The sequence below is a fragment of the Pseudomonas sp. HR1 genome, from assembly GCF_030175875.1.
GTDB lineage: Bacteria > Pseudomonadota > Gammaproteobacteria > Pseudomonadales > Pseudomonadaceae > Chryseomonas > Chryseomonas oryzihabitans.
Genome location: NZ_JASNRF010000002.1, coordinates 237,378 through 261,430, shown reverse-complemented (window position 1 = coordinate 261,430; position 24,053 = coordinate 237,378). Strand labels below are relative to the sequence as shown.

The 24,053-nt window shown below is 68.9% G+C and carries 17 protein-coding genes; 9 read left to right on the top strand and 8 right to left on the bottom strand.

Annotated features, from left to right (window positions below):
* The first annotated feature begins 74 nt into the window (after positions 1-74).
* Positions 75-989 (top strand): SphA family protein, encoded by a 915-nt coding sequence (locus QKY98_RS08540; protein ID WP_027599580.1) that lies wholly within the window; start codon positions 75-77, stop codon positions 987-989.
* Between the two features lie 9 nt (positions 990-998).
* Here the strand turns inward: QKY98_RS08540 and QKY98_RS08535 are convergent, their stop codons facing one another.
* A complete protein-coding gene (locus QKY98_RS08535) occupies positions 999-3,908 on the bottom strand; it encodes a PAS domain-containing hybrid sensor histidine kinase/response regulator (protein WP_284670685.1) in 2,910 nt (969 codons plus the stop codon).
* Positions 3,909-4,301: 393 nt separating this feature from the next.
* Between QKY98_RS08535 and QKY98_RS08530 the strand changes: the two genes are divergently transcribed.
* The gene (locus QKY98_RS08530) at positions 4,302-5,618 is read left to right on the top strand and encodes an APC family permease (protein WP_027602127.1); all 1,317 of its coding nucleotides are present in this window, start codon (positions 4,302-4,304) and stop codon (positions 5,616-5,618) included.
* Here the strand turns inward: QKY98_RS08530 and QKY98_RS08525 are convergent.
* The gene (locus QKY98_RS08525) at positions 5,615-8,701 is read right to left on the bottom strand and encodes a hybrid sensor histidine kinase/response regulator (RefSeq protein WP_284670684.1); all 3,087 of its coding nucleotides are present in this window, start codon (positions 8,699-8,701) and stop codon (positions 5,615-5,617) included. The genes QKY98_RS08530 and QKY98_RS08525 overlap by 4 nt on opposite strands.
* Before the next feature lie 228 nt (positions 8,702-8,929).
* Between QKY98_RS08525 and QKY98_RS08520 the strand changes: the two genes are divergently transcribed.
* Both QKY98_RS08520 and QKY98_RS08515 read left to right on the top strand, forming a co-directional pair.
* On the top strand, positions 8,930-10,549 hold the full coding sequence (locus tag QKY98_RS08520) for a methyl-accepting chemotaxis protein (RefSeq protein WP_284670683.1): 1,620 nt from the start codon (positions 8,930-8,932) through the stop codon (positions 10,547-10,549).
* 154 nt (positions 10,550-10,703) lie between these two features.
* The gene (locus QKY98_RS08515) at positions 10,704-11,012 is read left to right on the top strand and encodes a hypothetical protein (RefSeq protein ID WP_169853753.1); all 309 of its coding nucleotides are present in this window, start codon (positions 10,704-10,706) and stop codon (positions 11,010-11,012) included.
* On the opposite strand, the gene QKY98_RS08510 is transcribed toward QKY98_RS08515, so the two are convergent.
* Positions 11,009-11,929: a GGDEF domain-containing protein gene (locus QKY98_RS08510; RefSeq protein ID WP_284670682.1), complete on the bottom strand. Its 921-nt coding sequence runs from the start codon at positions 11,927-11,929 to the stop codon at positions 11,009-11,011. The two genes, QKY98_RS08515 and QKY98_RS08510, sit on opposite strands and share 4 nt — an antisense overlap.
* A 269-nt stretch (positions 11,930-12,198) precedes the next feature.
* Here QKY98_RS08510 and QKY98_RS08505 point away from each other — a divergent pair, with 269 nt between their 5' ends.
* The 3 genes from QKY98_RS08505 (at position 12,199) to QKY98_RS08495 (ending at position 15,348) form a co-directional block, all read left to right on the top strand.
* Positions 12,199-13,671, top strand: coding sequence for an iron-containing redox enzyme family protein (locus tag QKY98_RS08505; protein ID WP_144944821.1), 1,473 nt, complete (start codon positions 12,199-12,201; stop codon positions 13,669-13,671).
* Positions 13,672-13,743: 72 nt separating this feature from the next.
* A complete protein-coding gene (locus tag QKY98_RS08500; RefSeq protein ID WP_074583176.1) occupies positions 13,744-14,706 on the top strand; it encodes a methyltransferase in 963 nt (320 codons plus the stop codon).
* Positions 14,707-14,769: 63 nt separating this feature from the next.
* A complete protein-coding gene (locus QKY98_RS08495) occupies positions 14,770-15,348 on the top strand; it encodes a glutathione S-transferase family protein (protein ID WP_074582638.1) in 579 nt (192 codons plus the stop codon).
* 40 nt (positions 15,349-15,388) lie between these two features.
* Here QKY98_RS08495 and QKY98_RS08490 read toward each other — a convergent pair whose 3' ends face one another.
* Genes QKY98_RS08490 through QKY98_RS08470 form a run of 5 tightly spaced genes read right to left on the bottom strand, consistent with a single transcriptional unit; the run spans position 15,389 to position 20,657 of the window.
* A complete protein-coding gene (locus tag QKY98_RS08490; RefSeq protein WP_284670681.1) occupies positions 15,389-16,453 on the bottom strand; it encodes a 2,3-butanediol dehydrogenase in 1,065 nt (354 codons plus the stop codon).
* Between the two features lie 12 nt (positions 16,454-16,465).
* Complete coding sequence (locus QKY98_RS08485; RefSeq protein WP_284670680.1) at positions 16,466-17,587, bottom strand: acetoin dehydrogenase dihydrolipoyllysine-residue acetyltransferase subunit; 1,122 nt, start codon at positions 17,585-17,587, stop codon at positions 16,466-16,468.
* The gene (locus QKY98_RS08480; protein ID WP_284670679.1) at positions 17,584-18,603 is read right to left on the bottom strand and encodes an alpha-ketoacid dehydrogenase subunit beta; all 1,020 of its coding nucleotides are present in this window, start codon (positions 18,601-18,603) and stop codon (positions 17,584-17,586) included. Before QKY98_RS08480 ends, QKY98_RS08485 begins: the two co-directional genes overlap by 4 nt.
* A 25-nt stretch (positions 18,604-18,628) precedes the next feature.
* Positions 18,629-19,606, bottom strand: coding sequence for a thiamine pyrophosphate-dependent dehydrogenase E1 component subunit alpha (locus QKY98_RS08475; RefSeq protein ID WP_007158560.1), 978 nt, complete (start codon positions 19,604-19,606; stop codon positions 18,629-18,631).
* A gap of 1 nt (position 19,607) precedes the next feature.
* Positions 19,608-20,657, bottom strand: a complete 1,050-nt coding sequence (locus QKY98_RS08470; protein WP_284670678.1) for an ATP-NAD kinase family protein — start codon at positions 20,655-20,657, stop codon at positions 19,608-19,610.
* A gap of 365 nt (positions 20,658-21,022) precedes the next feature.
* Between QKY98_RS08470 and QKY98_RS08465 the strand changes: the two genes are divergently transcribed.
* Both QKY98_RS08465 and QKY98_RS08460 read left to right on the top strand, forming a co-directional pair.
* The gene (locus tag QKY98_RS08465; RefSeq protein WP_284670677.1) at positions 21,023-22,906 is read left to right on the top strand and encodes a sigma-54-dependent Fis family transcriptional regulator; all 1,884 of its coding nucleotides are present in this window, start codon (positions 21,023-21,025) and stop codon (positions 22,904-22,906) included.
* A gap of 171 nt (positions 22,907-23,077) precedes the next feature.
* Positions 23,078-24,049, top strand: a complete 972-nt coding sequence (locus QKY98_RS08460) for an SDR family NAD(P)-dependent oxidoreductase (RefSeq protein ID WP_284670676.1) — start codon at positions 23,078-23,080, stop codon at positions 24,047-24,049.
* Positions 24,050-24,053: the final 4 nt, after the last annotated feature.

The following is a 24,053-nucleotide window of genomic DNA, read 5'->3' as shown; positions in this document are numbered from 1 at the left end:
CTCGCGTGCCCGGTGAGGCCTCGCTCGCCCGCTCGAAAGCCCTGAGGAATCCCGCCATGCCGTCTCTGCCCGGAATGCTGACCCGCGCCGCCGTCCTGTCACTCGCGGCGCTGGCCGCCACCACCCACGCCACCGAGAAGGGCATGCCGACCACCGCCGCCGGGGTGCAGGACTTCGGCGCCGGCTTCATGCCGCCGTCGACGCCCGTCGGTACGATCGGCATGCGCTTCAGCGACTACCAGGCGCGGGTGATCAAGGACAGCCATGGCCGGGACGATGGCAACGATTTCAACATCAACGTCCTGGCCATCGGCCTGGCCTATCTGCGCATGACCGATCAGCAGCTGTTCGGGGCGCGCTACGGCTTCGGCGCGGTCTCGGTGTTCTTTCGCATGGATGCGGACCTCGGTATCAACGCCGGCGGGCAGCGGGTGTTCAGCGACAGCGCCGAGCTGTTCCGCCCGGCCGACCTGCAGCTGATCCCGCTGATCCTCGCCTGGGAGCCGGCGCCCGGCGTCGGCATCAACACCCAGCTGTCGATCCAGGCGCCCACCGGCGACTACGACAAGAATCGCCTGGTCAGTCCCGGGACCAACCATTGGACGGTCTCACCGATCTTCAATGCCAGCTACATCAGCCCCAGCGGGCTGGAGCTGTCGTCCAGCTTCCAGGTCGACATCAATGCGCGCAACTCGGCCACCGACTACCGCAGCGGGGTGGAGTACCGCCACGAATTCGCCGTGGGCCAGCACGTCGGTCCCTGGACGGCGGGGCTGGGCGGCTACTACTACCGCCAGCTCAGCGACGACGACGCCCCGGGCCTGACCCGTGGCAACCGCGCCCGCACCCTGGCGCTGGGGCCGGCGCTCAGCTACTTCGACCCCGCCTCGGGGCTGCCGGCCATCTGGCTGCACGCCTACAAGGAATTCGAGACGCGCAACCGGGCGGAGGGCTATACGGTGGCGCTGAAGATCGGCGCCAGCTTCTAGCGGGGCGGGCTAGCCGCCCATCATCTCGCGCACCCGCGCCGCCAGGGTGTCCACGGCGAAGGGCTTGGTCAGGATCTCCATGCCGGGGTCCAGGTGGCCGTTGCCGATGGCGGCGTTCTCGGCATAGCCGGTGATGAACAGGGTCTTGAGCCCCGGGCGTGACTGGCGCCCCGCATCGGCCATCTGCCGGCCGTTCATGCCACCGGGCAGACCAACGTCGGTGATCAGCAGATCCAGGTGCACATCGGACTGCAGGATCTTCAGGCCGGTGAGGCTGTCGGCGGCTTCGATCACCGCGTAGCCGAGGTCTTCGAGGATATCCACCACCAGCATCCGCACCGTCGGCTCGTCGTCGACGATGAGCACCGTCTCGCCCTGGGCGCTGCCGGCCATGTCCAGGCGCGTGGCCAGGTCTTCATCGGCCGGCGCCTCGCCCAGATAACGCGGCAGATAGATGCACAGGGTGGTGCCCTGGCCGACTTCGGAGTAGAGCCGCACCTGGCCGCCCGACTGGCGCGCGAAGCCATAGATCATCGACAGGCCCAGACCGGTGCCCTGGCCGATGGGCTTGGTGGTGAAGAAGGGCTCGAACACCCGGGCCGCCACCTCGGGCGGGATGCCGACCCCGGTATCGGTCACGCACAGCGACAGGTACTGGCCTTCCGGCAGATCCTGGGCGCGGGCGGTCTCGCGATCCATCCAGCGATTGGCGGTCTCGATGGTGATGCGGCCGCCGTCGGGCATGGCGTCGCGGGCATTGATGCACAGGTTGAGCAGCGAATTTTCCAGCTGGCTGGGATCCACCAGGGCGGGCCAGAGGCCGGCGGCACCGACCGTCTCGACCTGGATGCTCGGACCCACGGTGCGCTGGATGAGGTCGGTGAGGCCATCGATCAGCTGGTTGACGTCCACCGGTCGTGGCGCCAGGGTCTGACGCCGGGAAAAGGCCAGCAGCCGGTGGGTGAGGGCGGCGGCGCGCTTGGCCGCGCCCTGGGCGGCCACCAGGTAGCGATCGAGTTCGCGCAGCCGACCCTGGGCGATGCGCGTCTCCATCAGTTCCAGCGCGCCGGAGATACCGGCCAGCAGGTTGTTGAAGTCGTGGGCGAGGCCGCCGGTGAGCTGGCCGACGGCTTCCATCTTCTGCGCCTGGCGCAGCTTTTCCTCGGCCTGCATCAACTCGGCCGAGCGTTCGGCCACGCGCACCTCCAGGGTGTCGTTGAGGGTGCGCAGGGCGGCCAGGGCCTTGTCGCGCTCGGCCTCGATGGCGCGGCGCTCCTCGACGTCGATGAGCACGCCGGGAAAGCGCAGCGGCGTCCCGTCGGCGGCATGGTCGACCCGGCCGTTGGCCTCGATCCAGTAGTAGTGGCCGTCGGCGCGGCGCACCCGGTACTGATGGGCGAAGGATCCGGCCTGGGCGATCACCACCTCGATGGCCCGGGCGAGGCCCTCCTTGTCATCGGGATGGACGTTGGTGACCACCTGCGCCAGGCTCAGGCCCTCGCGGCCCAGCTGCGCATCGAGGCCGAAGACCGTGGCGAAGGCTTCGTCCACGGTGAATCTGTCGGTCGGCAGGTCCCAGTGCCAGGTGCCGATGATGGCGCCCGCGGAAAGCGCCAGCTGCACGCGCTCGATGTTCTCCCGGGCCAGGGCCTCGCTGACGCGCAGCCGTTCCTCGGCGTTGCGCCGCTCGGTCACGTCGCTGAAGAGGATGGCGATCTGGCGCTCGTCCGGGTCGCCGACCCGCACGGCGCGCACGTCGAACCAGCGTTCGAAGGTGTTGGCGTAGTTCTCGAAGGTCGCCGGTTCGCCGGTCTTGGCCACATGGCCATAGGTGTCGAACCAGAACTGCTCCAGGTTGGGGGCGAACTCGGTCACCCACTTGCCGCGCAGATTGACCCCAGCCTGGCGTTCGAAGGCCGGATTGGCCTCCAGGAAGCGGTAGTCGATGGGCTTGTCGTCGGCATCGAACTTGACCTGGACGATGGCGAAGGCCGAGCCGATGGTCTCGATGATGGCGCGAAAGCGCTCTTCGCTCTTGCGCAGGGCGGTTTCCGCCGTCTGCAGCTGACTCATGTCCAGCATGGCGCCGATCATCCGCGTGGGGCGGCCGTAGACATCACGGATCACCCGGCCGCGGTCGAACACCAGCGCATAGGAGCCGTCCGCACGCAGAAAGCGGTATTCGTCGGTCCAGACCAGGCCGTCGCCATCGATCACCCCATGGATGGAGGCGTCGATCCGCGTGCGGTCGTCCGGATGGATCTGGGCGAGCCACCAGCTGCCGGTAGAGTCCACCGCTTCCGGGGCGTGGCCATAGGCCGTGGTCAGGGCTTCGTTCCAGCGCACCTGGCCGGTGCTGAAGTCCCAGTCCCAGATGGCGTCGTTGGTGGCTTCGGCCACCAGCCGGTAGCGTTCCTGGGTTTCCTTGAGCGCCAGGCCCGCCAGGTGTTCGACGGTACGATCGCGCAGGATCTTGACGAACCCCAGGGGCTCGCCGTCGTCGTCGGTCAGGGCCATCATCTCGCCCGAGGCCCAGAAGCGCTGGCCGTCCTTGCGCAGGTGCCAGCGCTCATCCATGGCGCTGCCATCCCGCAACGCCTTGGCCATCTCGTACGCGGCACGACGGTTGGCCCGGTCTTCAGGGGTGAAGAAGCGCGAGGCATCCTGGCCGATCATCTCCTGGGCGGTCCAGCCCATGACCTGCTCGGCGCCCGGATTCCAGTCCGTGATGAGCCCCTCGCGGTCGCAGACCACGATGGCGAACTGGGTGGTGCTTTCCAGCACGGCGCGGCTGCGTGCCTTGCTGGGGCGGCGGGGGGCGTCTTTGTCCGGTAGGGCCTCCTGCAAGGCGGCGCGCAGGCGCAGCACCTCGGCTTCGAGTTCGGCGCGCGTCAGCGTGGCCAGGGGTCCCTCACTCATCTTGCTGGGCATCCTCGGGGGCAGGGATCTTCAGGTCGTTCGACCGCAAAAAGTCGGAGACTGTGGCAAGGGCCCGCGAGGGCGAAAAGGCCCTGCCGCTGATCGGCAAACCCGGCGGATCGGTGGCTTGCCGGTGGCCGGGCAAAACCGCTGCATGCCAGCGAAACGGTGCGCTCGCGCGGGCTCCCGGGCTAGACGAGGGCAAGCGCAGCGGCGGCTGGCCGGCAGCCGGGGCCCAGGATCGCGCTATGCCCGCGCGCCTGACCGTCCGGCCCGGGGGACGAACGGTCAGGGGCTGGAACCCGGTCGGCGCGCGGGCTCTCTACGGTTGCACGCGACGGGTTCGGCAAGGGCCCGCGTCCGTCTCTTCGACCGCTCCAGGAGCACCACGCCATGGCCACGGAATCTTCCCCCGCAACCACCACGCTCAAACGCGCCATCACCCTGCCCATGCTGCTGTTCTTCATCCTCGGCGACGTGCTGGGCGCGGGTGTCTATGCCCTGGCGGGGACGATCGCCGGGCGGGTCGGCGGTGCCATCTGGGCGCCGCTGCTGATCGCCTTGCTGTTCGCCCTGCTGACCGCCGCCTCCTATGCGGAGCTGGTCACCAAGTACCCGAGGGCGGGCGGCGCGGCGGTCTTTGCCGAACGCGCCTTCGGCCGGCCCTGGCTGTCCTTTCTGGTGGGTTTCTCGATGCTGGCCGCTGGCGTCACCAGTGCCGCGGGGCTGGCGGTGGCCTTTGCCGGTGGCTATCTGCAGGCCCTGGTGCCCTGGCCGGCCGGCTGGGTCTGCCTGGCCTTCCTGGTGCTCATCGGCCTGCTCAATGCCCGGGGCATCAAGGAATCGCTGTCGGTCAACCTGGTGATGACCCTGGTCGAGTTGTCGGGCCTGGTGATCGTCATCGTGGCGGCGGCCTGGTTCGTCGCCCAGGGGCAGGGTGAGCCCGCGCGGCTGCTGGAGGTGGATGCGCCCTCGGCCACGGTGGCCATTCTCAGCGCCTCGCTGCTGGCCTTCTATTCCTTCGTTGGCTTCGAGACCTCGGCCAACCTGGCCGAGGAGGTACGCGATGTCAGCCGCGTCTATCCGCGGGCGCTGTTTGGCGCCCTGGTCATCGCCGGCATCGTCTACATGCTGGTGGGGGCGGGCGCCGCGCTGGTGCTGCCGGTGGCGCAGCTCAAGGCCTCGGGCGCGCCGCTGATGGACGTCCTCGGCGCCTCGGGGCTGGGCGTGCCGACCCGGCTATTTGCCGTCATCGCCCTGATCGCGGTAGCCAATGGCGCGCTGCTGACCATGATCATGGCCAGCCGCCTGGCCTACGGCATGGCCCGCCAGGGGCTGCTGCCGGCGGTGCTCGGTCGGGTACTGCCGCGGCGACAGACCCCGGGGGTCGCCATCCTCGCCACCACCGCGGTGGCCATCGCCCTGACCTATACCAGCACCCTGGATGTGCTGGCCGAGACCGTGGTGCTCTTGCTCCTGGTGGTGTTCATCAGCACCAACCTGGCGGTGCTGGTGCTCAAGCGCGACCGGGTCGAACACGCGCATTTCCGCGTCCACTGGCTCTTTCCGGTGCTGGCCCTGGCCTCCTGTGCGCTGCTCCTGGCCCAGCAGGGCGCGGCGACCTGGTGGCGCGCCGCGCTGATGCTGCTGGTCGGCGCCGCGCTCTATGGGCTGACGCGGCTGGCCGGCGCGCGCCGGGTCACCGCCTAGCCGCCCACCAGCGCATAGAGGGTCTGCATGTCGGCCGGCTTGGTCAGGTGATGATCGAAGCCCGCCGCCAAGGCCTCGGCCTTGTCCTGGGCCTGACCCCAGCCGGTCATGGCGATCAGCTTGACGGCCTGCCCGGCCGGGATCTCGCGGATCGCCCGGGCCAGTTGGTGACCGGTCAGCCCCGGCATGCCGATGTCGGAGATGACGATGTCGGGGCCATAGCTCTGGAACAGCGTGAGCGCCGCCTGGCCGTCGTAGACGACCCGTACCTCGTGGCCATCCAGCTCCAGCAATTCGGCGATGGTGTCGGCGATGTCGGGGTTGTCGTCCGCCACCAGGATCCGCCGGGTGGCCGGCAGCGCTGGCGCCGCTGCGACGGGCTCGGCAATTGCCGCCGGAGGCGCCACGGTCAGCGGCAGGCTCACGATGAAGCGGCTGCCCTGACCCAGGCCGGCGCTGGTCGCGGTGATGTCGCCACCCTGCAGCCGCGCCAGTTCGCGGGACAGCGCCAGGCCGATACCCAGGCCCGGCGAGCGTTCTGCCAGGCGCGGATCGATCTGGCCGAACATCTGGAAAAGATCGGTCAGGCGTTCGGGCGCGATGCCGATGCCGTTGTCGGCGATCTCCACCCGCACCTCTTTGGCGCCCGCCTGTACGGAGAGGATGATCCGACCGCCCGCCGGGGTGTAGCGGGCGGCGTTGCCCAGCAGGTTGATGAAGATCTGCTCCAGGCGCAGCGTATCGGCGTACAGCCAGAGCGGCGCCTCGGGCAGTTGCAGCATGAAGCTCTGACCCTTGTCCTGCATCGGCGCCTGGGCCGCGTCGGCCGCCGCCTGGAGCACCGTCTGCAGGGTAACGAAGGCATTGTGCAGGGTGATGCGCCCAAAGGTGATGCGTGAGATGTCCAGCAGGTCATTGAGCAGGGCGCCCATGCGTTCCACCTGCCGCTCGATGGTCTGGCAACTGCGCTGTTGCTGTTCGAGCGAGGCCTGGGGCGCGGCGATCAGCGCCGCCGCATGGCGGATGGGCGCCAGGGGATTGCGCAGCTCATGGGCCAGCACGGCGAGGAATTCATCCTTTTGCCGATCGTTGTCGCGCAGCTGCTGTTCCTGGCGCTTGCGCTCGGTGATGTCGAGAAACCAGACCGCCACGTTGCCGTCGAAGGGCGTGGCGCTGATCTGCAGCCAGCGGCTGGTGCCACTGGCATCGGCGCCCTGTAGTTCGACGGACCAGGCCGCCTCGTCGGCCTGGTGCTCACCACAGGCCTGCAGGATGCGCGGACCGGCCCAGGGCAGGCTGGGATGCGCGGCGCTGCCGTCGTGGCCCAGGGTGGCGGCGCCGATGGGGTTGAGATAGTCCCAGACGAAGCCGCCTTCGGCAGCGGGCACGGCGATGCCAAAGGACACCTGCGAGCTCTCCAGCGCCACCCGCAGGCGGCGTTGCGAGTGCAGCGCGGCCTCCTGGATCCGGGCGCGATCGATCACCAGCGCCGCCTTGGAGGCGCACAGATCGGCCAGGCGCTGCTGGCGCGGCGTGGGTTCCCCGGCCTCCGGCAGGTGCACGGTGAGCGCGCCGAGGGTGCCGTGTAGGGTACTGCGCAAGGGCACGGCATGCAGGGCGGCAAAGCCCAGGCGGCGGCCAAGCGTGGCCAGGGCGGCGAACTCAGGCGCGGTCGCCAGCTCCGGTATCACCACGCGGGTACCGCTGCGCAGGGCGGCGGCACAGGCGCTGTCCGCGGGCTGCAGGGCGGCCAACTGGTCCTGCTCCTCGGCCGCGAAGCCCGGCGCGAAATACAGCTGCGGCGGCTTGCCGTCTTCCAGCAGCGAGACGCAGCCCTGAGACGTCTGATGAAAGTGGCAGAGGACCTCGAGGATCTCCTGCAACTGTTGCGACAGCGAGGGCAATTGCAGCAGGCGATGATTGAGCCGTTGCAGGACCTCCAGATCGGCGACCTGCAGCTGCAACTGTTCCTGACTCCGCTGCAGGCCCCGCAGGTAGTCGTCCCGCTCCTCTTCCAGCAGCCGGCGGGCGTCGGCTGCGGCCAGCAGGGCTTCGCCGACCTGGCGGATCTCCAGGACGTCACTGTCCGGCAGCACGGGTGGCTGGCGCTGGCCCAGCGCCTGGGCGGCGGCCTGCAGCGCCTGTACCGGCTGGCTGATGCGCCGCGACAGCAGCAGGGCCATCGCCCAGGCGAAAGCCACCGACAGCACCAGGCCACCGCCATAGAGGGCGAAGGAACGATTGGCGGCCGCGGTCACCTCTTCGGTGGGGATGGCGGTGGTCACGGTCCAGCCGGAATCGGGCAGGCGCACGAAGGCGGTATAGACCTGGCGGCCTTCGCGGGTACGGGCGGTGCCGACGCCTTCCTCACCCGGTTGCGTCAGGATCGCCGCCAGGCCTGGCAGGGCGGGCTCGCCCAGGCTTTCCTCATGCAGACTGGTACGGGCAATGCGCAGGCCATGGCGATCGAATACCGAGCCCACCCAGTCCTTGGGCAGGGCGCGGGCCAGACGCGCCGCGCGGATGCTTTCCGGTGTCATCACCGCGGTCAACACGAAGCTCAGCCTACCCTCGCGCTGCACCGGCACCCTTACCGGAAAGGCCAGCTGGCCGGAGGGCCCCTTGCCCAGCTGACCGATGACCGGGCGACGTCGGGCGACCACCTCGGCGAAGCTTTCCGGCTCGGCCAGCGAGCCCGCGGGTTGACGCTGTTGCGTAGAGATGCGCCGGACCACCTGGCCATCCGGTGTGGCGAGCAGCACCGAGCGCCATCCCGGCGCCAGCGGCAGGACCCGCTCGACCAGGGTGGCGAAGCCCTCCAGGTCGCCCGCCGCCAGCAGGGGCGACTCGGCCAGGGCCTGGAGGATGGTCACCGAACGGCGCAGTTCGCTCTCGATGGTGGTGGCGGCCTGGCGGCTGGATTCCAGCGCCCGCTGTTCAGCTTCATGCTGCTGGTGATGGACGAGCAGCCACAGCCCCAGCCCGGCAATCAGCGCCAGGGGCACGATCCCGGCGAAGGCGATGGCCAGCAGGCGGTTGCGCAGCGGGACCAGGTGCGCAGGGCGGGACTTGATAGGCGACATGGGCATTTCGATGGTGGAGAAGGCTCATTCTAGCCTGAGTTAGAGTGGTCCTTTGCCAGGCTTGGGCTCCCGTCGTCGGGCCGGTGTATATCGCTGCAGGCCGCGCCAGCTCTAGCCTGCAGCTTATCGAGGGGGTGCCGCTGATCGGCGATGGGTGGCTATTCAGTCAAGGGACGGTGACGCCGAACAGAAGGAGGTGAATCTGCCCTGTCTGCCCGGAGTCATTCCATGCGTACCCTGAGATTGTCGGCCCGTTCGGCCGTGTGTTTTGCCGCCGTCACCCTGTTGCTGCTGGTCCTGGCGGTCACCTCGGCCGTCGGCCTGAATTCGCTCTATAAAGCGGAGCAGGACGTCGAGACCAATTGGATGGCCAGCATCGCCCAGACCGCCAAGATGGATACCCTGGTGCTCCGTCTGCGCCTGGAGACCTTGCGCATGGTGGCCTCGGAGGACGACCAGATGAAGCAGACCGCCGCGGCGACCATCGCCCAGACGCGCGGCCAGCTGCAGAAGGAGGTGGCGGCCTATCAGGCCCTGGTCGCTTCGCCTGAGGAGCAGCGGTTGGCCGATGCCGTGTCCGCCGGCGTCAAGGCCTACGACGCCCGGCTCGACGAGATCGTTGCCATCGCCCGGACGCGTCCGGCCAGCGAAGGGACCGCCTACGTCAACGCCAACATCCGTCCGCTGACCAACGACCTGCAGGAGAAGATCGTCGCCCTGGGTGACTTCAACCAACGCGGCGCCAAGCAGGCGGGCGAGCTGGCCAACCAGACCTATAGCCGTAACCTCTGGCTGCTCGGGGTCATCTCCGCCGTGGCCGTGGTCCTCACCGTAGTAATGGCTGTGCTCTATACCCGCAGCATCCTGCAGCCGCTGCGCCAGGTGCTGGCCATCAACAAGCGCATTGCCGAAGGCGATCTGCGGGTGTCGGTTGTGGCAGAGGGTCGCGACGAGATGGCCGACCTGATGCGGGCCACGGTGCAGATGCAGCAGACCCTGCGCGACACCGTCAGCCACATCGGCGAAGCCTCGACCCAGCTGGCGTCCGCCGCCGAAGAGATGAATGCCGTGACCGAAGAAGCCAGCCGTGGCCTGCAACGCCAGAACGGCGAGGTGGAACAGGCTGCCGCGGCGGTCAACGAGATGACCGCCGCCGTGGAGGAGGTGGCGCGTAACGCCGCCTCGGCCTCGACCTCGGCGCAGCAATCCGAGCGCTCCACCGGCCTGGGCGCGGCCCGCGTCACCGAGACCGTCAATGCCATCAACTCCCTGACCAGCACCGTGTCCCACACCAGCGAGCAGATCGTCGCTCTGGCCGGACAGGCGCAAGGCATCGCCACCGTGGTCGATGTGATCCGTGGCATCGCCGAGCAGACCAACCTGCTGGCGCTGAACGCCGCCATCGAAGCCGCCCGGGCCGGTGAACAGGGTCGCGGCTTCGCCGTGGTCGCCGACGAGGTGCGCGCCCTGGCCCACCGAACCCAGGAATCCACCCGCGAGATCGAGCAGATGATCGGCGGCATCCAGAACGGTTCGGAAGGCGCCGTGCAGGCCATGCAACGCAGCCGCGACGAGGCCACCGCCACCCTGAAGATCGCCCACGAAGCCGGCGCCGCCCTGGAGGAGATCGCCCGCTCCATCACCGAGATCAACGAGCGCAATTTCCTCATCGCCACGGCGTCGGAAGAGCAGGCCCAGGTCGCCCGATCGGTGGACCAGAATCTGGTCAGCATCCGCGACCTGTCGATCCAGACCTCGGCCGGTGCCCACCAGACCGCCGCGGCCGCCCATGAGGTCTCGCGCCTGGCGGTGGACATGAATCGCCTGGTCGGTCGCTTCTCGGTCTGATCCAGCTGAACGCCTGGAAAGGCCCTGCCGAGAGCCCCTCGGCAGGGCCTTTTCGTTTCCTGCCTACCGGCAGGCCGGCATGGCGGGACCAACGGCCGGGAACCGGTCAGGGGTGCCAGGGGGTCTGCAGCGAAAGATCCCAGGAGAGACGGCCATGTACCTCATCCAGTTGCTGCTACCCCTGAACGACAACGACGGCCAGCGCCTGCCCGGGGCGCTGTTCCAGGAGGTCCGTGAGGAACTGGTGGCGCGCTTCGGCGGGCTGACCGCCTTCAGCCGGGCGCCGGTGGAGGGCCTGTGCCAGGACGAGGCGGAGCGCGTCGAGGACGACGAGCTGCTGGTCTACGAGGTCATGACCGAAGCCCTGGACAGGGCCTGGTGGACGGACTATCGGCGCCGGCTGGAAGCGGCCTTTCGCCAGCGCGAGATCCTGATCCGCGCCCAGCCGACCGAACGCCTCTAGGCCTCGGCCAGCACCACCCGCGCCCGGCCGGCGCGCTTGGCCTGGTACAGGGCGCCGTCGGCGCGGCGGATCAGTTCATGGACATTGAGGCTGCCATCGGTGCAATGGGCGATGCCGATGGAGGAGGTGGTCTGGAGGCTGATGCCCTGCAGCTGCCAGGGTCGCTGCAGGGCACTGCACAGGCGCTCGGCCAGGGCCAGGGCCGCATCGGCGGAGGTCTCGCGCAGGAAGACGATGAATTCGTCGCCGTCGATCCGGCCAAGCAGATCGCCAGTGCGCAGGCAGGCGCTGACCCGGGCGACGAAGGCCACCAGCAGCAGATCGCCGAATTCGTGGCCGAATTCGTCATTGATGGCCTTGAAGCGGTCGAGGTCCAGATAGAACAGGGCGCAGGGCAGGTGGCCGGCAGCGCCAGCCCGGTAATGGGCGATCTGGTCGAGGATGCTGCGGCGGTTGGCGATGCCGGTCAGGGCGTCCAGGTAGGCCAGTGACCGGAAGCGCCTTTCGCTTTCCTGCAGGGCGGTCTCGGCCAATTTGCGCTCGGTGACGTTGCGACTGACGATGGTCAGCAGCCGCCGTCCACCCTGGGCATCGAAGTGCGGGGTCTTGACCACTTCCCAGGTGTTGATGCGACCGTCCGGGCCCAGGAAGGACTTTTCGATCTGGGTGGGCGCGCCGTTCTGCCAGGCCTGCTCGTCGGTGTCGATGTTGTAGCGGAAGGCCTCGGCATGGGTCGGAAACCGCTCGATCAACTCGACATCGGTGATGCCCACATAGTCGAAGCCGACCATGGCATAGGCTTCGAGCACGATGCGATTGACGAACAGCCAGCGCCCCTGGCCGTCCTTGGCGACGATGAACTCCTGGATCGAATCGAGGAGGGTGCGCAGATCGACGTCGGAATCGGCGGGGGACATGGGCAGGGCCTGGCGGTCGCATGGGTTTCCAGGCTATCGGCCTGTCAGGGTGGGAAATGAGGTCCCTCGTCGGGTCACCCGTCGCCTGGCCAGGAAGGTGGCAACAGGCGAAGCGGCGCGGACCGGCCGCCGACGAATGGCAGTGTTCCCGAGCCTGCGCCTTTGACGGCCACAAGCGAGGCGGCACGCTACAGCGCGGGTTCGGTCAGGAACCTAGGTCTCTCCCATGGGCCGAATGAGGTATTCATCAGCTGCCAGATGTGCCCCTCATGCAGACCACGACAAGAGCCGTTACCGGCCAGCACGCCGCCTCGAACCCGGTCACTCTCGAACCCGCCAAGGCGCTCTACCAGGCGTTGCTGGTAGACCACCCGGGTGCCCAGGCGCAGGAGCGGGCCCGTCTCTTTCTCGACGACCAGCTGCAGGCGGTAGCCGGCATGACCGCCGACCTGCCGGAAGACTCCGACGGCCTGGAGGCCTGGGTGCTGGAGAACAACGCCCGGGTCGGCGCCCAGTACCGCGACTACCTGGCCGCACGCAAGGCCGGGGCGCCGCGCCGCTATTTCGGCAGCAAGGCCCATGCGCTGTATTTCCTGCGCGGCGTGGCGCCGACCAAACTGGTGGATGGCGCCTGGCTCTATGGCACCCTGGCCCACTGGGACGACCTGCGCTATCGCGCCGCCATCCAGATCTACCTCGAAGAACTGGGCGACGGCCAACCGGACAAGAATCATGTGGTGCTCTATCGCAAGCTGCTGGCCAGCCACGGCTGCGAGGACTTCGCCGACCTGAGCGACGACCACTATGTGCAGGGCGCCATCCAGCTGGCCCTGGCCCATAACGCCGATCACTACCTGCCCGAGGTGCTGGGTTTCAACCTGGGCTACGAGCAACTGCCGCTGCACCTGTTGATCACCTCTTACGAGCTCAACGAACTGGGCATCGACCCCTATTACTTCACCCTGCACGTGACCGTCGACAACGCCGGCACCGGCCATGCGCGCAAGGCCCTGCAGGCGGTGCACGACGCCATGCCCGCGGAAGGCCGCGCGGCCTTCTACCAGCGCGTGGTGCAGGGTTATCTGCTCAACGAACTGGGCGCCAGCACCACCTCGGTGATCGCCGGCTTCGACCTGGAGCAGGCGGTGATCGAGGTGCTGGCGGAAAAGAGCAGCGTCGGCCGCTATGTGCATTCCGACTATTGCCGCATCGGCGGACGCAGCGTCAGCGACTGGCTATACGATCCGTCGCAGATTCCGGACTTCCTCCAGGTGATGCAGGAACAGGGCTGGATCAAGCGCCACGAGGACCCCACCAACAGCCGCTTCTGGCGGCTGATCCAGGGCGAACGCGCGGAGATGTTCGGCGTCTTCACCGCCTACGAGCAGCAACTGATCCACGACTGGATCGCCGGCGATTTCGTGCACAACGGCGCCCGCAAGCAGGCCACTGGCGAGCGGGTGGCCGTGCTGCCGCGCCGCGAGGTGAGCTTTCGCGCCCGCCAGCGCCAGCAGGAACGCCTGTGCCCGGCGCTGGAAGCGGAGCAGGGCGGGGCGGCCAATGCGAGCAGGGCCCAGACCAGCGATTTCGACAGCGAGGAAGCCGCACTGGAGCAACGGCTGGCGAGCCAGCCCAGTCGCGCCGCCGCCATGGCGCTGCTGGTCGAGCAGCTGTCGCCGGCGCGCCATCACAGCCGCGCCGGCCTGCTGGCGACGCGGCTGTTCGTCTCGCTGTTGGGCTGACGCCCAGGCCAGGACCCGCGAGGGTCCTTTTTTTCATTTCGATTGCCACCTAAGGACCTGCCCGTGACGGCCATGGAACACCCCGAACACCCCGCGACGACCCCGGACCCGACCAAGGCGCTGGAGCTGCTAGTCGAGACGCTGCGTGCAGCCGACTATCACTTCATCACCCCGACCCCGGCCTCTCACGCCCGGGTCAATGCCCGACCCGGCAATGCCTGGGCACGGGATCTGCAAGGCGTCTTCGGCTGGAGCCGGCCGTTTTCCCGCGAGGTGCTGCCGGAGTCCCTCATCGACGCCCTGGCCGCGGCCGAGCTGCTGACCCCGGTGCCCGGCGGCTGGCGCAGTCGGGTACGGGTATCGAGCCTGGGCGATCAGCTGTTCGTGCATTCCGCCTATCCCACCGAAGAAGCCGATGCGGTGTTCTTCGGCCCCGATACTTATCGCTATGCCAGTGCCCTGGAAGCCCAGTTGCGCTTCGAGACCGGCACCATCCGCCGGGCGGTGGACATCGGCAGTGGCGCCGGTCCAGGTGCCATCCTGGTCGCCCTGGCGCGGCCCGATGCCGAGGTGCTCGCGGTGGACATCAACCAGCGCGCCTTGGCACTGACCCGGGTCAATGCCGCGCTGGCCGGAGCCGACAATCTGCAAGCGTGCTACAGCAATCTGCTCAAGGACGTGGACGGAGACTTCGACTTCATCCTGTCCAATCCGCCCTATCTGGTCGATCCGGGCGAGCGCGCCTATCGTCATGGCGGCGGCGCGCTGGGCGCTGGCCTGTCGCTGGCCATCCTCGACACGGCGCTGGAGCGCCTGGCCCCGGGTGGCACCCTGCTGCTCTACACCGGCGTGGCCATGGTCGAGGGACGCGATCCCTTCCTGGAGGAAGTCCGCACCCGCCTGGCCGACCAGGACGTGGCCTGGCGCTATCGCGAATTGGACCCGGATGTCTTCGGTGAAGAACTGGAGAGCGGCGTCTATGCCCATACCGATCGCATCGCCGCCGTGGTCCTAACGGTGACCCGACCGCACTGAGGGCGTACGCCAGCGGCTACACTGGCGGGCGCCCTCATCACCCGCCGTGTCCCGGAGTCCGCCATGCAACTGCTGCTGAACCAGACCTCGCCCTATGCCCGCGCTGCGCGCGTCACCGCCCTCGAAGCCGGCTTCGGCGCGCGACTGACACTGGTGTGGAGCGATCCCTGGAACGACGATCCGACCTTGCTTACAGCCAACCCGGGCAACAAGGTCCCGGCCCTGATCACCGACGAGGGCCTTGCCCTCAGCGAGACCCTGCTGATCTGTGTCCATCTGCACCAGTTGGGTGGCGGCAGTCCGCTCGCGGCCGAACGCCTGCAATTGGCCGGCCTGGGCCAGGGCCTGATCGACGCCGCCTTCGGCACGGTGATCGCCCGCAAGCATGGCGGTGCGGCTCAGGATGACTCGGTGCTGGGTGCCCGCCGACTGGCGGCCATCGACCGGCTGCTGGCGCGCTTGGCGGAGACGTCCACGCTGGATGCACAGGACCTCGATTTCAGCCACTACCTGGTGGCCGTCGGCCTGGACTACCTGAGCTTTCGCCTGCCGGAGATCGACTGGTCCGCGCACGGACGGCTGGTGGCCTTCCACCAGCGCCTCACCGCACGCCCGAGCTTTAGCGCGACGACCTTCCAGTAGGGCGAGAAGAAGCCCACGCGGCCGGCCGCGTGGGAAAGCCCTACAACTCGATCAGGATCTTCAACTGGGTCCCGGCCTTGTCCAGCAAGGCCTCGAAGCCCTGTTCCACCACGTCGTCCAGGGCGATATGGCGGGTCACCACCTTTTCCGCCGGCAGCTGGCCACTGGCGATCAGGGCCGCGACCTTGGGCCACATCAGCGTCGAGTAGCACCAGGAGCCGCGCAGGTCGACGTCCTTGTAGGTCAGGGTGAAGCCATCCAGCGCTGGCGGCTTGCCCTGCATTCCCACCTGCACCACCACGCCCTGGCGGCGCACCGCTTCCAGGCACAGCCCTAGCGGGGCCTCGGCGCCGACGCATTCGAAGGCCACGTCCACGCCGACGCCACCGGCGGTGTGGGCGCGCACCTCGCGTAGCACATCGGTGCTGCCGGGATTGAGGGTGATGAGGCCGTCCACCAGGCGCCGGGCCATCTCCAGGCGGTTGTCGTTGAGATCCACCAGGAAGATCCGGGTGGCCCCGGCAGCGCGCGCGGCCATGACCTGCAACTGGCCGATGGGTCCGGCACCGGCCACCAGCACGCTGTCGCCGGGTTTCACACCGCCCCTGTGGGTGGCGTAGACGGTGACCGCCGTGGGTTCGATCAGCGCCGCGTGCGCGGTGCTGAGGTCGTCCGGCATGGGGATGGCGTTGTAATCCTCCACCAGGGAGTACTCGGCCATGCCGCCCCAGGGATGCGACAGGCCGATGATCGCCAGCTGTTCGCTGAGCTGGTACTGGCCGCGGCGGCCGTAGTAGTCGTCCCGCGGCGAGACCATGGGCTGGATGGAGACCCGGTCACCGGGTTTCACCGCGGTCACCTGGCTGCCCACGGCCTCCACCACGCCGGAATACTCGTGGCCGAGGATCTGCGGCACCTGGCCGCCGGTGTAGCTGTGCGGCGCGGTGGGAATGAAGATGGGGCCGCCCAGGTATTCGTGCAGGTCGGTGCCGCAGATGCCGCAGAACTGGTTCCTGACCAGCACCTGGGTGGGGCCCGGCGCGCCGGGTGGCGGGACGTCTTCCACCCGGATGTCGCGGGCGGCATGGAAACGGGCTGCTTTCATGACGAGGCTCCTCTAGCGTTCGCAGCGGGGCAGAAAGGCCTGGATCAGGGCGTTGACCTGGTCGGCGGCTTCCATCTGCACCATATGGCCCTGGCCCTCCAGGATCTCGACCTGGACGGCCGCGGGCAGGCCTTCGGCATGCTGGACCGGAATGATGGCGTCGGCCTTGCCCCAGATCAGCAGCGCGGGAATTTCACCGCCCAGTACCTGGCGCATTACCTGGGCCTGCTGGCCATTGGCGAAGAGGTTGCCCGCCAGCTGGTGCAGCGCCTGGTCCACGCCTTCCAGCCGCTTGTACTTCAGCAGATCCTCCAGCATCGGCCGGGTGACCAGGCCCGGATCGCTGAACAACAGGCTGACCGGGCCCTTGAGCTGGTTGCGGCTGGTGGCGGCGATGAAGCCTTCGAGGTAGTCACCATTGATCTCCGAACCCAGCCCGGCACTGCCGATCAGCACCAGGCCGGCGACCCGCTGCGGCGCCACCTGCGCCAGGTGCAGGGCCACGGCGCCCCCCATGGAGTGACCGACCAGCACGGCGCGGGGGATGTCCAGGTGGTCGAGCAGTGCCAGCACCGCGGCGCCCAGCTCGGCGAGGTCGCCCGTGGCCAGCGTCTTGCCGGACTGGCCATGGCCGGGCAGGTCCAGGGCGATCACCCGGCGCTCGGCGGCCAGGGCCTCGTGGTTGAACAGCCAGTTGTCCAGATCGCCGGAGAAACCGTGGATCAGCATCACGGGCAAGCCACCTTCACCGCGCTCCAGATAGCGCAGCGGCCGGCCGTCGAGTTCGATGCGCTGGGCCTGGGGACCGGCCTCGGCGGCGTCTTCGCCACCGGGCACGAAGTCTTCCTCGAACCGAGCGATCACGGCGTCGATCTCTTCGTCGCTGGCCTCGCCTTCCACCACGATGGCCAGCAGGGCGCCCACCGCCAGGGTCTCGTCCTCGCGCGCCAGGCAGCGGCGCAGGGTGCCGGAGAAGGGCGCCTCGACGCTGCTGCTGATCTTGTCCGTCTCGACGTCGAGCACCTCGTCGCCCTTGGCGATGGGGTCGCCTTCGGCCTTGAGCCAGGCGTTGACCCGGCCCTCGCTCATGGACAGGCCCCACTTGGGCATGGTCAGGGTATGGATCTGGCTCATGCGGCCTGCCTCCCTTGGGTGATCTTGACCACGGCGCGCTCGATCTTGGCCGCGTCGGGGATATAGAGGTCTTCCAGGGCATCGGAGAAGGGCACCGGGGTGTGCGGCGCCGTCACCAGCTGCACCGGGGCGCGCAGGTCGTCGAAGGCCTGCTCGGCGAGCAGGGCGGCGATGTCGGTGGCCACCGAGCAGCGCGGGTTGGCTTCATCGATGACCACCGCGCGACCGGTCTTTTCCACGCTTTCCAGGATGCTGTCCCTATCCAGCGGGCTGGTGGTGCGCAGGTCCAGCACCTCGCAGGACACCCCCTGGCGCGCCAGGTTGGCAGCGGCGTCCATGGCCAGGTGCACCATCCGGCCATAGGTGATGAGGCTGACGTCGTCACCCTCGCGCAGGAAGCTGGCCTCGCCGAAGGGGATGGCATAGGACTCCTCCGGTACCTCGCCCTGCATGCCGTAGAGCAGCTTGTGCTCGCAGAAGATCACCGGGTCGTTTTCGCGGATGGCCTGGATCAGCAGCCCCTTGGCGTCGTAGGGGGTGGCCGGGCAGACCACCTTGAGCCCGGGGATGTGGGTCCACCAGGAGGTGAGCATCTGCGAATGCTGGGCCGCGGCCCGCAGGCCCGCGCCGACCATGGTCCGCAGGACCAGCGGGGTGACCGCCTTGCCGCCGAACATGTAGCGGAATTTGGCGGCCTGATTGAGGATCTGGTCCAGGCAGCAGCCTGCGAAGTCGACGAACATCAGTTCGCACACCGGCCGGGTGCCGCGGGCGGCGGCGCCCACCGCCGCGCCGACGTAGCCGATCTCCGACAGCGGGGTGTCCAGCACCCGCCCGGGAAACTTGTGATAGAGACCCTTGGTGACGCCGAGCACGCCGCCCCAGGCGTCCTGTTCGCCGGGTGCCCCGGCGCCGCCGGCGTTGTCCTCGCCCATGAGGAAGACGGTGGGATCGCGGCGCATCTCCTGTTCCAGGGCTTCGTTGATGGCTTGCTGGTAGCTGATCTTTCTGGCCATGGTGGCGCTCCTTGTTGTTTTCCGATCAGGCGTAGGTGACGTAGACGTCGGTGAGCAGGTCTTCCGGGCCGGGCTTGGGATCGGCCTTGGCCTTGCGCACGGCGTCCTCGATGAGCTGCTCCACTTCCTGGTCGATGCTGTCGAGCAGGGCGGGCTGCAGCTGGCCGGAGCGCGTCACCCGCTCGCGGAATTGCATGAGGCAGTCGCGCTGCTCGCGGGCCTGCTTGACCTCGTTGGGATCGCGATAGGTCTGGGCGTCGCCTTCGAAGTGGCCGAAGTAGCGGGTGAACTTCACCTCGATCAGCGAGGGGCCTTCGCCGGCCCGGGCGCGGGCCACGGCGGCCGCGGCGGCTTCATGGACGGCGAAGAAGTCGAAGCCGTCCACCGTCACCCCGGGCATGCCGAAGCCGGCGGCGCGGTCGGCGATGTGGTCGCAGGCCACCGACCAGTTGGAGGCGGTGGCCTCGGCATAGCCGTTGTTCTCGGCGACGAAGATGCAGGGGAGATTCCACACCGAGGCCAGGTTCATGGCCTCGAACACCGCGCCCTCGTTGGAGCCGCCATCACCGAAGAAGGCCACGGCCACGGCGTCGCTGCCCTTGAGCTTGGCCGCCAGGGCGGCGCCGGCGGCCAGGGGCGCGCCGGCGCCGACGATGCCATTGGCGCCGAGCATGCCCTTTTCCAGATCGGCGATGTGCATGGAGCCGCCCTTGCCCTGGCAGACCCCGGTCTTCTTGCCATAGATCTCGGCCATCATGCCGTAGACGTCCACGCCCTTGGCGATGCAGTGGCCATGGCCACGGTGGGTGGAGGCGATGCTGTCCTCGTGGCCCAGGTGCGCCATGACGCCGGCGGCCGAGGCTTCCTCACCGGCATAGAGGTGGACGAAGCCGGGAATCTCGCCGGTGGCGAATTCCACGTGCAGCCGCTCCTCGAAGGCGCGGATGGTGCGCATCACCCGGTAGGCATGGCTCAGGTTTTCGACGCTTGGGGTCTCGCTCATCTTATTGTTCTCCAGGATTGCCGAGGGCCGACGTGGGCCGGCGGCGGACCAGCAGGCGCTGCTGCGCCGCCAGCTCCAGCATCCGCTCCACGTCGATGCTCAGGGGGCCGTCGAGGTCCAGCGTCACCTGCGGACGCGCCTCGGGGCCGAATTCGATTTCCCGCTCGCCGTCCAGCGCCAGGGTGCCGGCGGCCAGCGACAGGGTGCGTGGCTCGCCTGGCAGCAGCAGGCCGCTGGCGGCGATCCCGGCCTGGGCCAGCACGCCGGGGGCGAGGGGGACGGTCAGTTGCGCCGGCGCCTCGGGCTCCAGCCGCACCCAGCCGCCATGGGGGGCGCTGCGGGCGACCGGATGCCAGAGGCCGCAGAGGGCCGACAGGCCGATGGCCCAAGGCTCGGCGAAGGTGGTGAAGACCTCGGCCAGATCCTCCACCCGGGTCACCGCCCGGGCGCCGAGATAGGCCTGGCGACAGACCGCCACGTCCACCAGCGCCCAGTCACGGATGCCGCGCTCCGGCACCTCCACCCGCAGTCGCTTGTTGCGCCGCAGCGCCAGCGCCGGATCGACCCGGCCACTCGCCACCAGGCCGCCGGCCAGGCCCGCGCTGGTGGCCTCGCGCAATTCGGGAAAGGCGTTGTTGGTGCCGGTGGAAAGGGTCAAGAGCGGCAGGTCGCCCACCTCGGCGGCCACCGCCTTGTGGGTGCCGTCGCCGCCGAGCACGGCGATCACCGCCGCGCCCTGGGCCAGCAACAGCCGCGCGGCGCGGCGGGTGTCGTCCACGGTCTGGGTCAGCGGCAGATTGAGAAACACCAGCTCCGGCCAGCGCTGCTCGCGGGCCTGGCGACTGCCGCTGGCCTTGAGCACGGCGGCGGCGATACCGGTCATGTCCGGCGGCAGGAGCACCCGCTCCACCCCGGTGGCACCAAAGGCCGCCAGCAGGCGCATCACCACCCCGGCCTTGTCGGTGCTGGAGGTGAGGGCGGCATTGCCGGTCAGCCGGCGCAGGTCACGCCCCGAGGCGGGGTTGGGCAGGATGCCGACGGTTATGGGCATGGCTGACTCCCGAGGCCTGGACCATCGGTCAGGGCAGCCGTGCGGCGATGCCGGGGTGCGCTCATGGGTCTGGCCCTCTTGTCGTTGTCTTGGGAGCGTCGCAGAGCCCTGAGCAAGGCGGGTGCCAGGTCGCTATAGTTTCGCTGCAGGCCAGGCTGGATGCGGCTTTGCGGGGGGATGGCCAGGTCCGGCGGGACGGGCGCTTTGCGCCGGGGCGTCTCAGGGCTGCGACGGCAAGGCGAGACGCTGAGACGATTCGTCTCAGGCCGCGGCGGACTTGAAGGCCGGGGCCAGGGGGCGCTAAATGAAGGGCAGAACAATGACCGGCCTTCCATGCCATGACCGGAATTCAGGGAGAGACGCCCATGTTGTCTACCCAGGCCCGCTATCACGCCCGCGCCATCGACCAGGCCCTGCGTGCGCCCTTGCGCTCGGCCAGTCCGCCCGGGCGCATCCTCGATTCCTGGCGTCGTTCCTTCGAGCAGTATCAACTCGACCCGGGCAGCCTGCGCGGTCCGCGCATCCTCTCGCGCTACGAATTGCGCCAGCACCAGCAGGCGGCGGAAGACTTCCTGCGCGTCGCCGATGGCGAGCTGGGCGCCCTGCATGCGCGGGTCGAGGCGGCCGACTACTGCGTGCTGCTGGCCGACGCCCAGGGCCATACCCTGGATTACCGGGTCAGCGATCGGCTGGACGACGAATGCCGCCGCGCCGGGCTCTACCTGGGCACCTGCTGGTCCGAGCAGGAGGAGGGCACCTGCGGGGTCGCCGCGGTGCTCACCGACCGGGCGCCGGTGACGGTGCACAAGGCCGATCACTTCCGCGTGGCCTTTACCGGCCTGACCTGCACCGCCGCGCCGGTGTTCGCGCCGAGCGGCGAGTTGCTCGGGGTACTGGACGTCTCGGCGCCGCGTTCGCCGGACGACCGCCGCAGCCAGCTGCTGATCCGGCAGTTCACCCGCGATAGCGCCCAGCGCATCGAGAATGCCTACTTCATGCACAGCGCCCGGGGTGACTGGGTGCTCTGCGGCCATGCCCAGGCCAGCTATCTCGACACCCAGCCGGAATTGCTGCTGGCCTGGGATCAGAGCGGACGCCTGACCGGTCTGAATCGCCCGGCCCGGCAACTCTGCCTCGCTCAGCTGGGCTATCTGCCGCAGCGCCTGGACGAGCTCTTCGGTCGCGATGCCCCGGCGCGGTTGCAGGAGGACCATGGCGAACCCCTGCGCCTGGGCGAAGCACATTTCCACGCCCGGGTACGGGCGCCGCGTCAGCGTCTTGGGGTGGTGATCCCGCTGGTCCGCGAGCCGCGTGCGGCGAACCCCGAGGAGGAGCCGCGGGTCAGCCAGGCGCTCGCGACCGCCCTGCGGCTCTATCGCCATGGCCTGCCGATCCTGGTGACCGGCGAGACCGGCACCGGCAAGGAGGTCTTTGCCCGCGGCCTGCACCAGGGTGGCGATCGTGCCGGGCGACCCTTCGTCGCCCTCAATTGCGCGGCGCTGCCGGAAAGCCTGATCGAGAGCGAATTGTTCGGCCATGCCGCGGGGGCCTTTACCGGCGCCCAGCGCCAGGGTCGCGATGGTCTGATCGTGGCGGCCGATGGCGGCACCCTGTTTCTCGACGAGATCGGCGACATGCCCCTGGCGCTGCAGACCCGGCTGCTGCGGGTGCTGGCCGAAGGCGAGGTGCTGCCGGTGGGCAGCGCCCAGCCGCGGCGAGTGGATGTGCGGCTGGTCTGCGCCACCCACCGCGACCTCCAGGTGCAGGTCGCCGCCGGGCTGTTTCGCGAAGACCTGCTCTATCGCCTCAATGGTGCCGTCTTTCAGCTGCCGCCGCTGCGCGCGCGTGCCGACCGCCTGGCGCTGGCGCGGCGGCTGCTCGAAGAAGAGTGCGGCAAGCGTCCCGCGCCGGAGCTGGCGCCCCAGGTGCAGGAGGCCATCCTGGCCCATGACTGGCCGGGCAATGTGCGCGAATTGCGCAACGTGCTGCGCTACGCCTGCGCCCTGTGCGACGGCGACTTCATCAGTCTCGATCATCTGCCGGCCAGTCTGCGGATGGGTGACGCGCCGGCCGCCGAGCCGCCACCCGAGATCGACAGCCCCGAGCGGCGGGCGATCCTGGCGGCCCTTGTCCGCCATCGCTGGAAGGCGATTCCGACCGCCCGGGCGCTTGGGATGTCCCGGGCCACCCTCTACCGGCGGCTCAAGTTGCATGGCATCGCCATGCCGCATCGCCAGTCCGAGGACTGAGGCGTTCCGCCGAACGGTCATGCTCAGCAGGGGCTGCCCTGGCACGGTGGTTACCGCAGACAACCGAAACGGCGGGCGCCGGCAACGCTGGCCCCGATCGTCTCGCTGCGGGACGTCAGCGCGGTCGCCGAGGAGTCACACCTCAGACACAGACCCTGAGGAAGCCCCCTGATGCGTACCCTGCCGCTGTTGCTTGCCCTGCCTGCCGCCCTGGCTCTGCTGAATCGCACCTCGTCCCGGCGTTCGCCGCGGATCGATCACCAGCAGCTGAATGGCCGGACTATCGTCGTGACCGGCGCCTCCAGTGGCGTCGGCCGCGGCGTGGCCCTGGCGCTGGCCCGGCACGGTGCCAACCTGGTGCTGGCCGCGCGGCGCAGCGAGGCGCTGGAAGCCCTCGCGGTCGAGGTCCAGGCCCTGGGCGTGGCCGCCCTGACAGTGCCCACCGACGTGGCCGACGTGGCGCAGATGACCGCCCTGGCCGAGCAGGCCGAGCAGCGCTTCGGCCGCATCGACGGCTGGATCAACAATGCCGGCGTGGTGGCGGTGGGGCGTTTCGAAGAGGTGCCCCTGGAAGACCACCTGCGCCTGCTGGATACCAATGTGAAGGGTGTGGTGATCGGCAGCCACCTGGCCCTGCAGCGTTTCCGCCGCCAGGGCTACGGCCGGTTGGTCAACGTGGCCTCGGTGGACGGCGAGATTCCCCACGCCTACCAGGCGTCCTATTCGGCATCCAAGGCCGCGGTGCTCAGTCTCGGTCGGGTGCTGCAGCAGGAATTGCGCCGTGGACGCCAGCCGAACATCCAGCTGTCGACAGTGCTGCCCTGGGCGCTGGATACGCCGATCTGGGGCCATGCCGCCACCTACACCGGCCACCGCGCCGACCTGCCCACCAAGGATTCGCCGGACAAGGCGGTGCAGGCCATCGTCGGCGCGCTGCTGCAGCCACAAAAGGAAATCACCGTGGGCTACAAGGCCAAGCTGGCCTACTGGGGGCATCGCCTGGCGCCGGAGCTCAACGAGCGCTTCACCGCGACCGCGGTCCAGCGCGCCGAGATCGACTGGAATCCGGCCAAGGCCGCCACCTCGGGCAATCTGCAGCAGCCCGATCAGGCGGGACGGACGATCAGGGGTTCGAATTTCTAAGGCA

What these genes read in the sequence shown, in the direction of transcription:
- QKY98_RS08535 (WP_284670685.1), bottom strand. Translation starts at nt 3,908, where the DNA reads ATGAGTGAGGGACCCCTGGCCACGCTGACGCGCGCCGAACTCGAAGCC.
- QKY98_RS08475 (WP_007158560.1), bottom strand. Translation starts at nt 19,606, where the DNA reads ATGAGCGAGACCCCAAGCGTCGAAAACCTGAGCCATGCCTACCGGGTG.
- QKY98_RS08520 (WP_284670683.1), top strand. Translation starts at nt 8,930, where the DNA reads ATGCGTACCCTGAGATTGTCGGCCCGTTCGGCCGTGTGTTTTGCCGCC.
- QKY98_RS08530 (WP_027602127.1), top strand. Translation starts at nt 4,302, where the DNA reads ATGGCCACGGAATCTTCCCCCGCAACCACCACGCTCAAACGCGCCATC.
- QKY98_RS08525 (WP_284670684.1), bottom strand. Translation starts at nt 8,701, where the DNA reads ATGTCGCCTATCAAGTCCCGCCCTGCGCACCTGGTCCCGCTGCGCAAC.
- QKY98_RS08465 (WP_284670677.1), top strand. Translation starts at nt 21,023, where the DNA reads ATGTTGTCTACCCAGGCCCGCTATCACGCCCGCGCCATCGACCAGGCC.
- QKY98_RS08470 (WP_284670678.1), bottom strand. Translation starts at nt 20,657, where the DNA reads ATGCCCATAACCGTCGGCATCCTGCCCAACCCCGCCTCGGGGCGTGAC.
- QKY98_RS08490 (WP_284670681.1), bottom strand. Translation starts at nt 16,453, where the DNA reads ATGAAAGCAGCCCGTTTCCATGCCGCCCGCGACATCCGGGTGGAAGAC.
- QKY98_RS08515 (WP_169853753.1), top strand. Translation starts at nt 10,704, where the DNA reads ATGTACCTCATCCAGTTGCTGCTACCCCTGAACGACAACGACGGCCAG.
- QKY98_RS08480 (WP_284670679.1), bottom strand. Translation starts at nt 18,603, where the DNA reads ATGGCCAGAAAGATCAGCTACCAGCAAGCCATCAACGAAGCCCTGGAA.
- QKY98_RS08495 (WP_074582638.1), top strand. Translation starts at nt 14,770, where the DNA reads ATGCAACTGCTGCTGAACCAGACCTCGCCCTATGCCCGCGCTGCGCGC.
- QKY98_RS08505 (WP_144944821.1), top strand. Translation starts at nt 12,199, where the DNA reads ATGCAGACCACGACAAGAGCCGTTACCGGCCAGCACGCCGCCTCGAAC.
- QKY98_RS08500 (WP_074583176.1), top strand. Translation starts at nt 13,744, where the DNA reads ATGGAACACCCCGAACACCCCGCGACGACCCCGGACCCGACCAAGGCG.
- QKY98_RS08510 (WP_284670682.1), bottom strand. Translation starts at nt 11,929, where the DNA reads ATGTCCCCCGCCGATTCCGACGTCGATCTGCGCACCCTCCTCGATTCG.
- QKY98_RS08460 (WP_284670676.1), top strand. Translation starts at nt 23,078, where the DNA reads ATGCGTACCCTGCCGCTGTTGCTTGCCCTGCCTGCCGCCCTGGCTCTG.
- QKY98_RS08540 (WP_027599580.1), top strand. Translation starts at nt 75, where the DNA reads ATGCTGACCCGCGCCGCCGTCCTGTCACTCGCGGCGCTGGCCGCCACC.
- QKY98_RS08485 (WP_284670680.1), bottom strand. Translation starts at nt 17,587, where the DNA reads ATGAGCCAGATCCATACCCTGACCATGCCCAAGTGGGGCCTGTCCATG.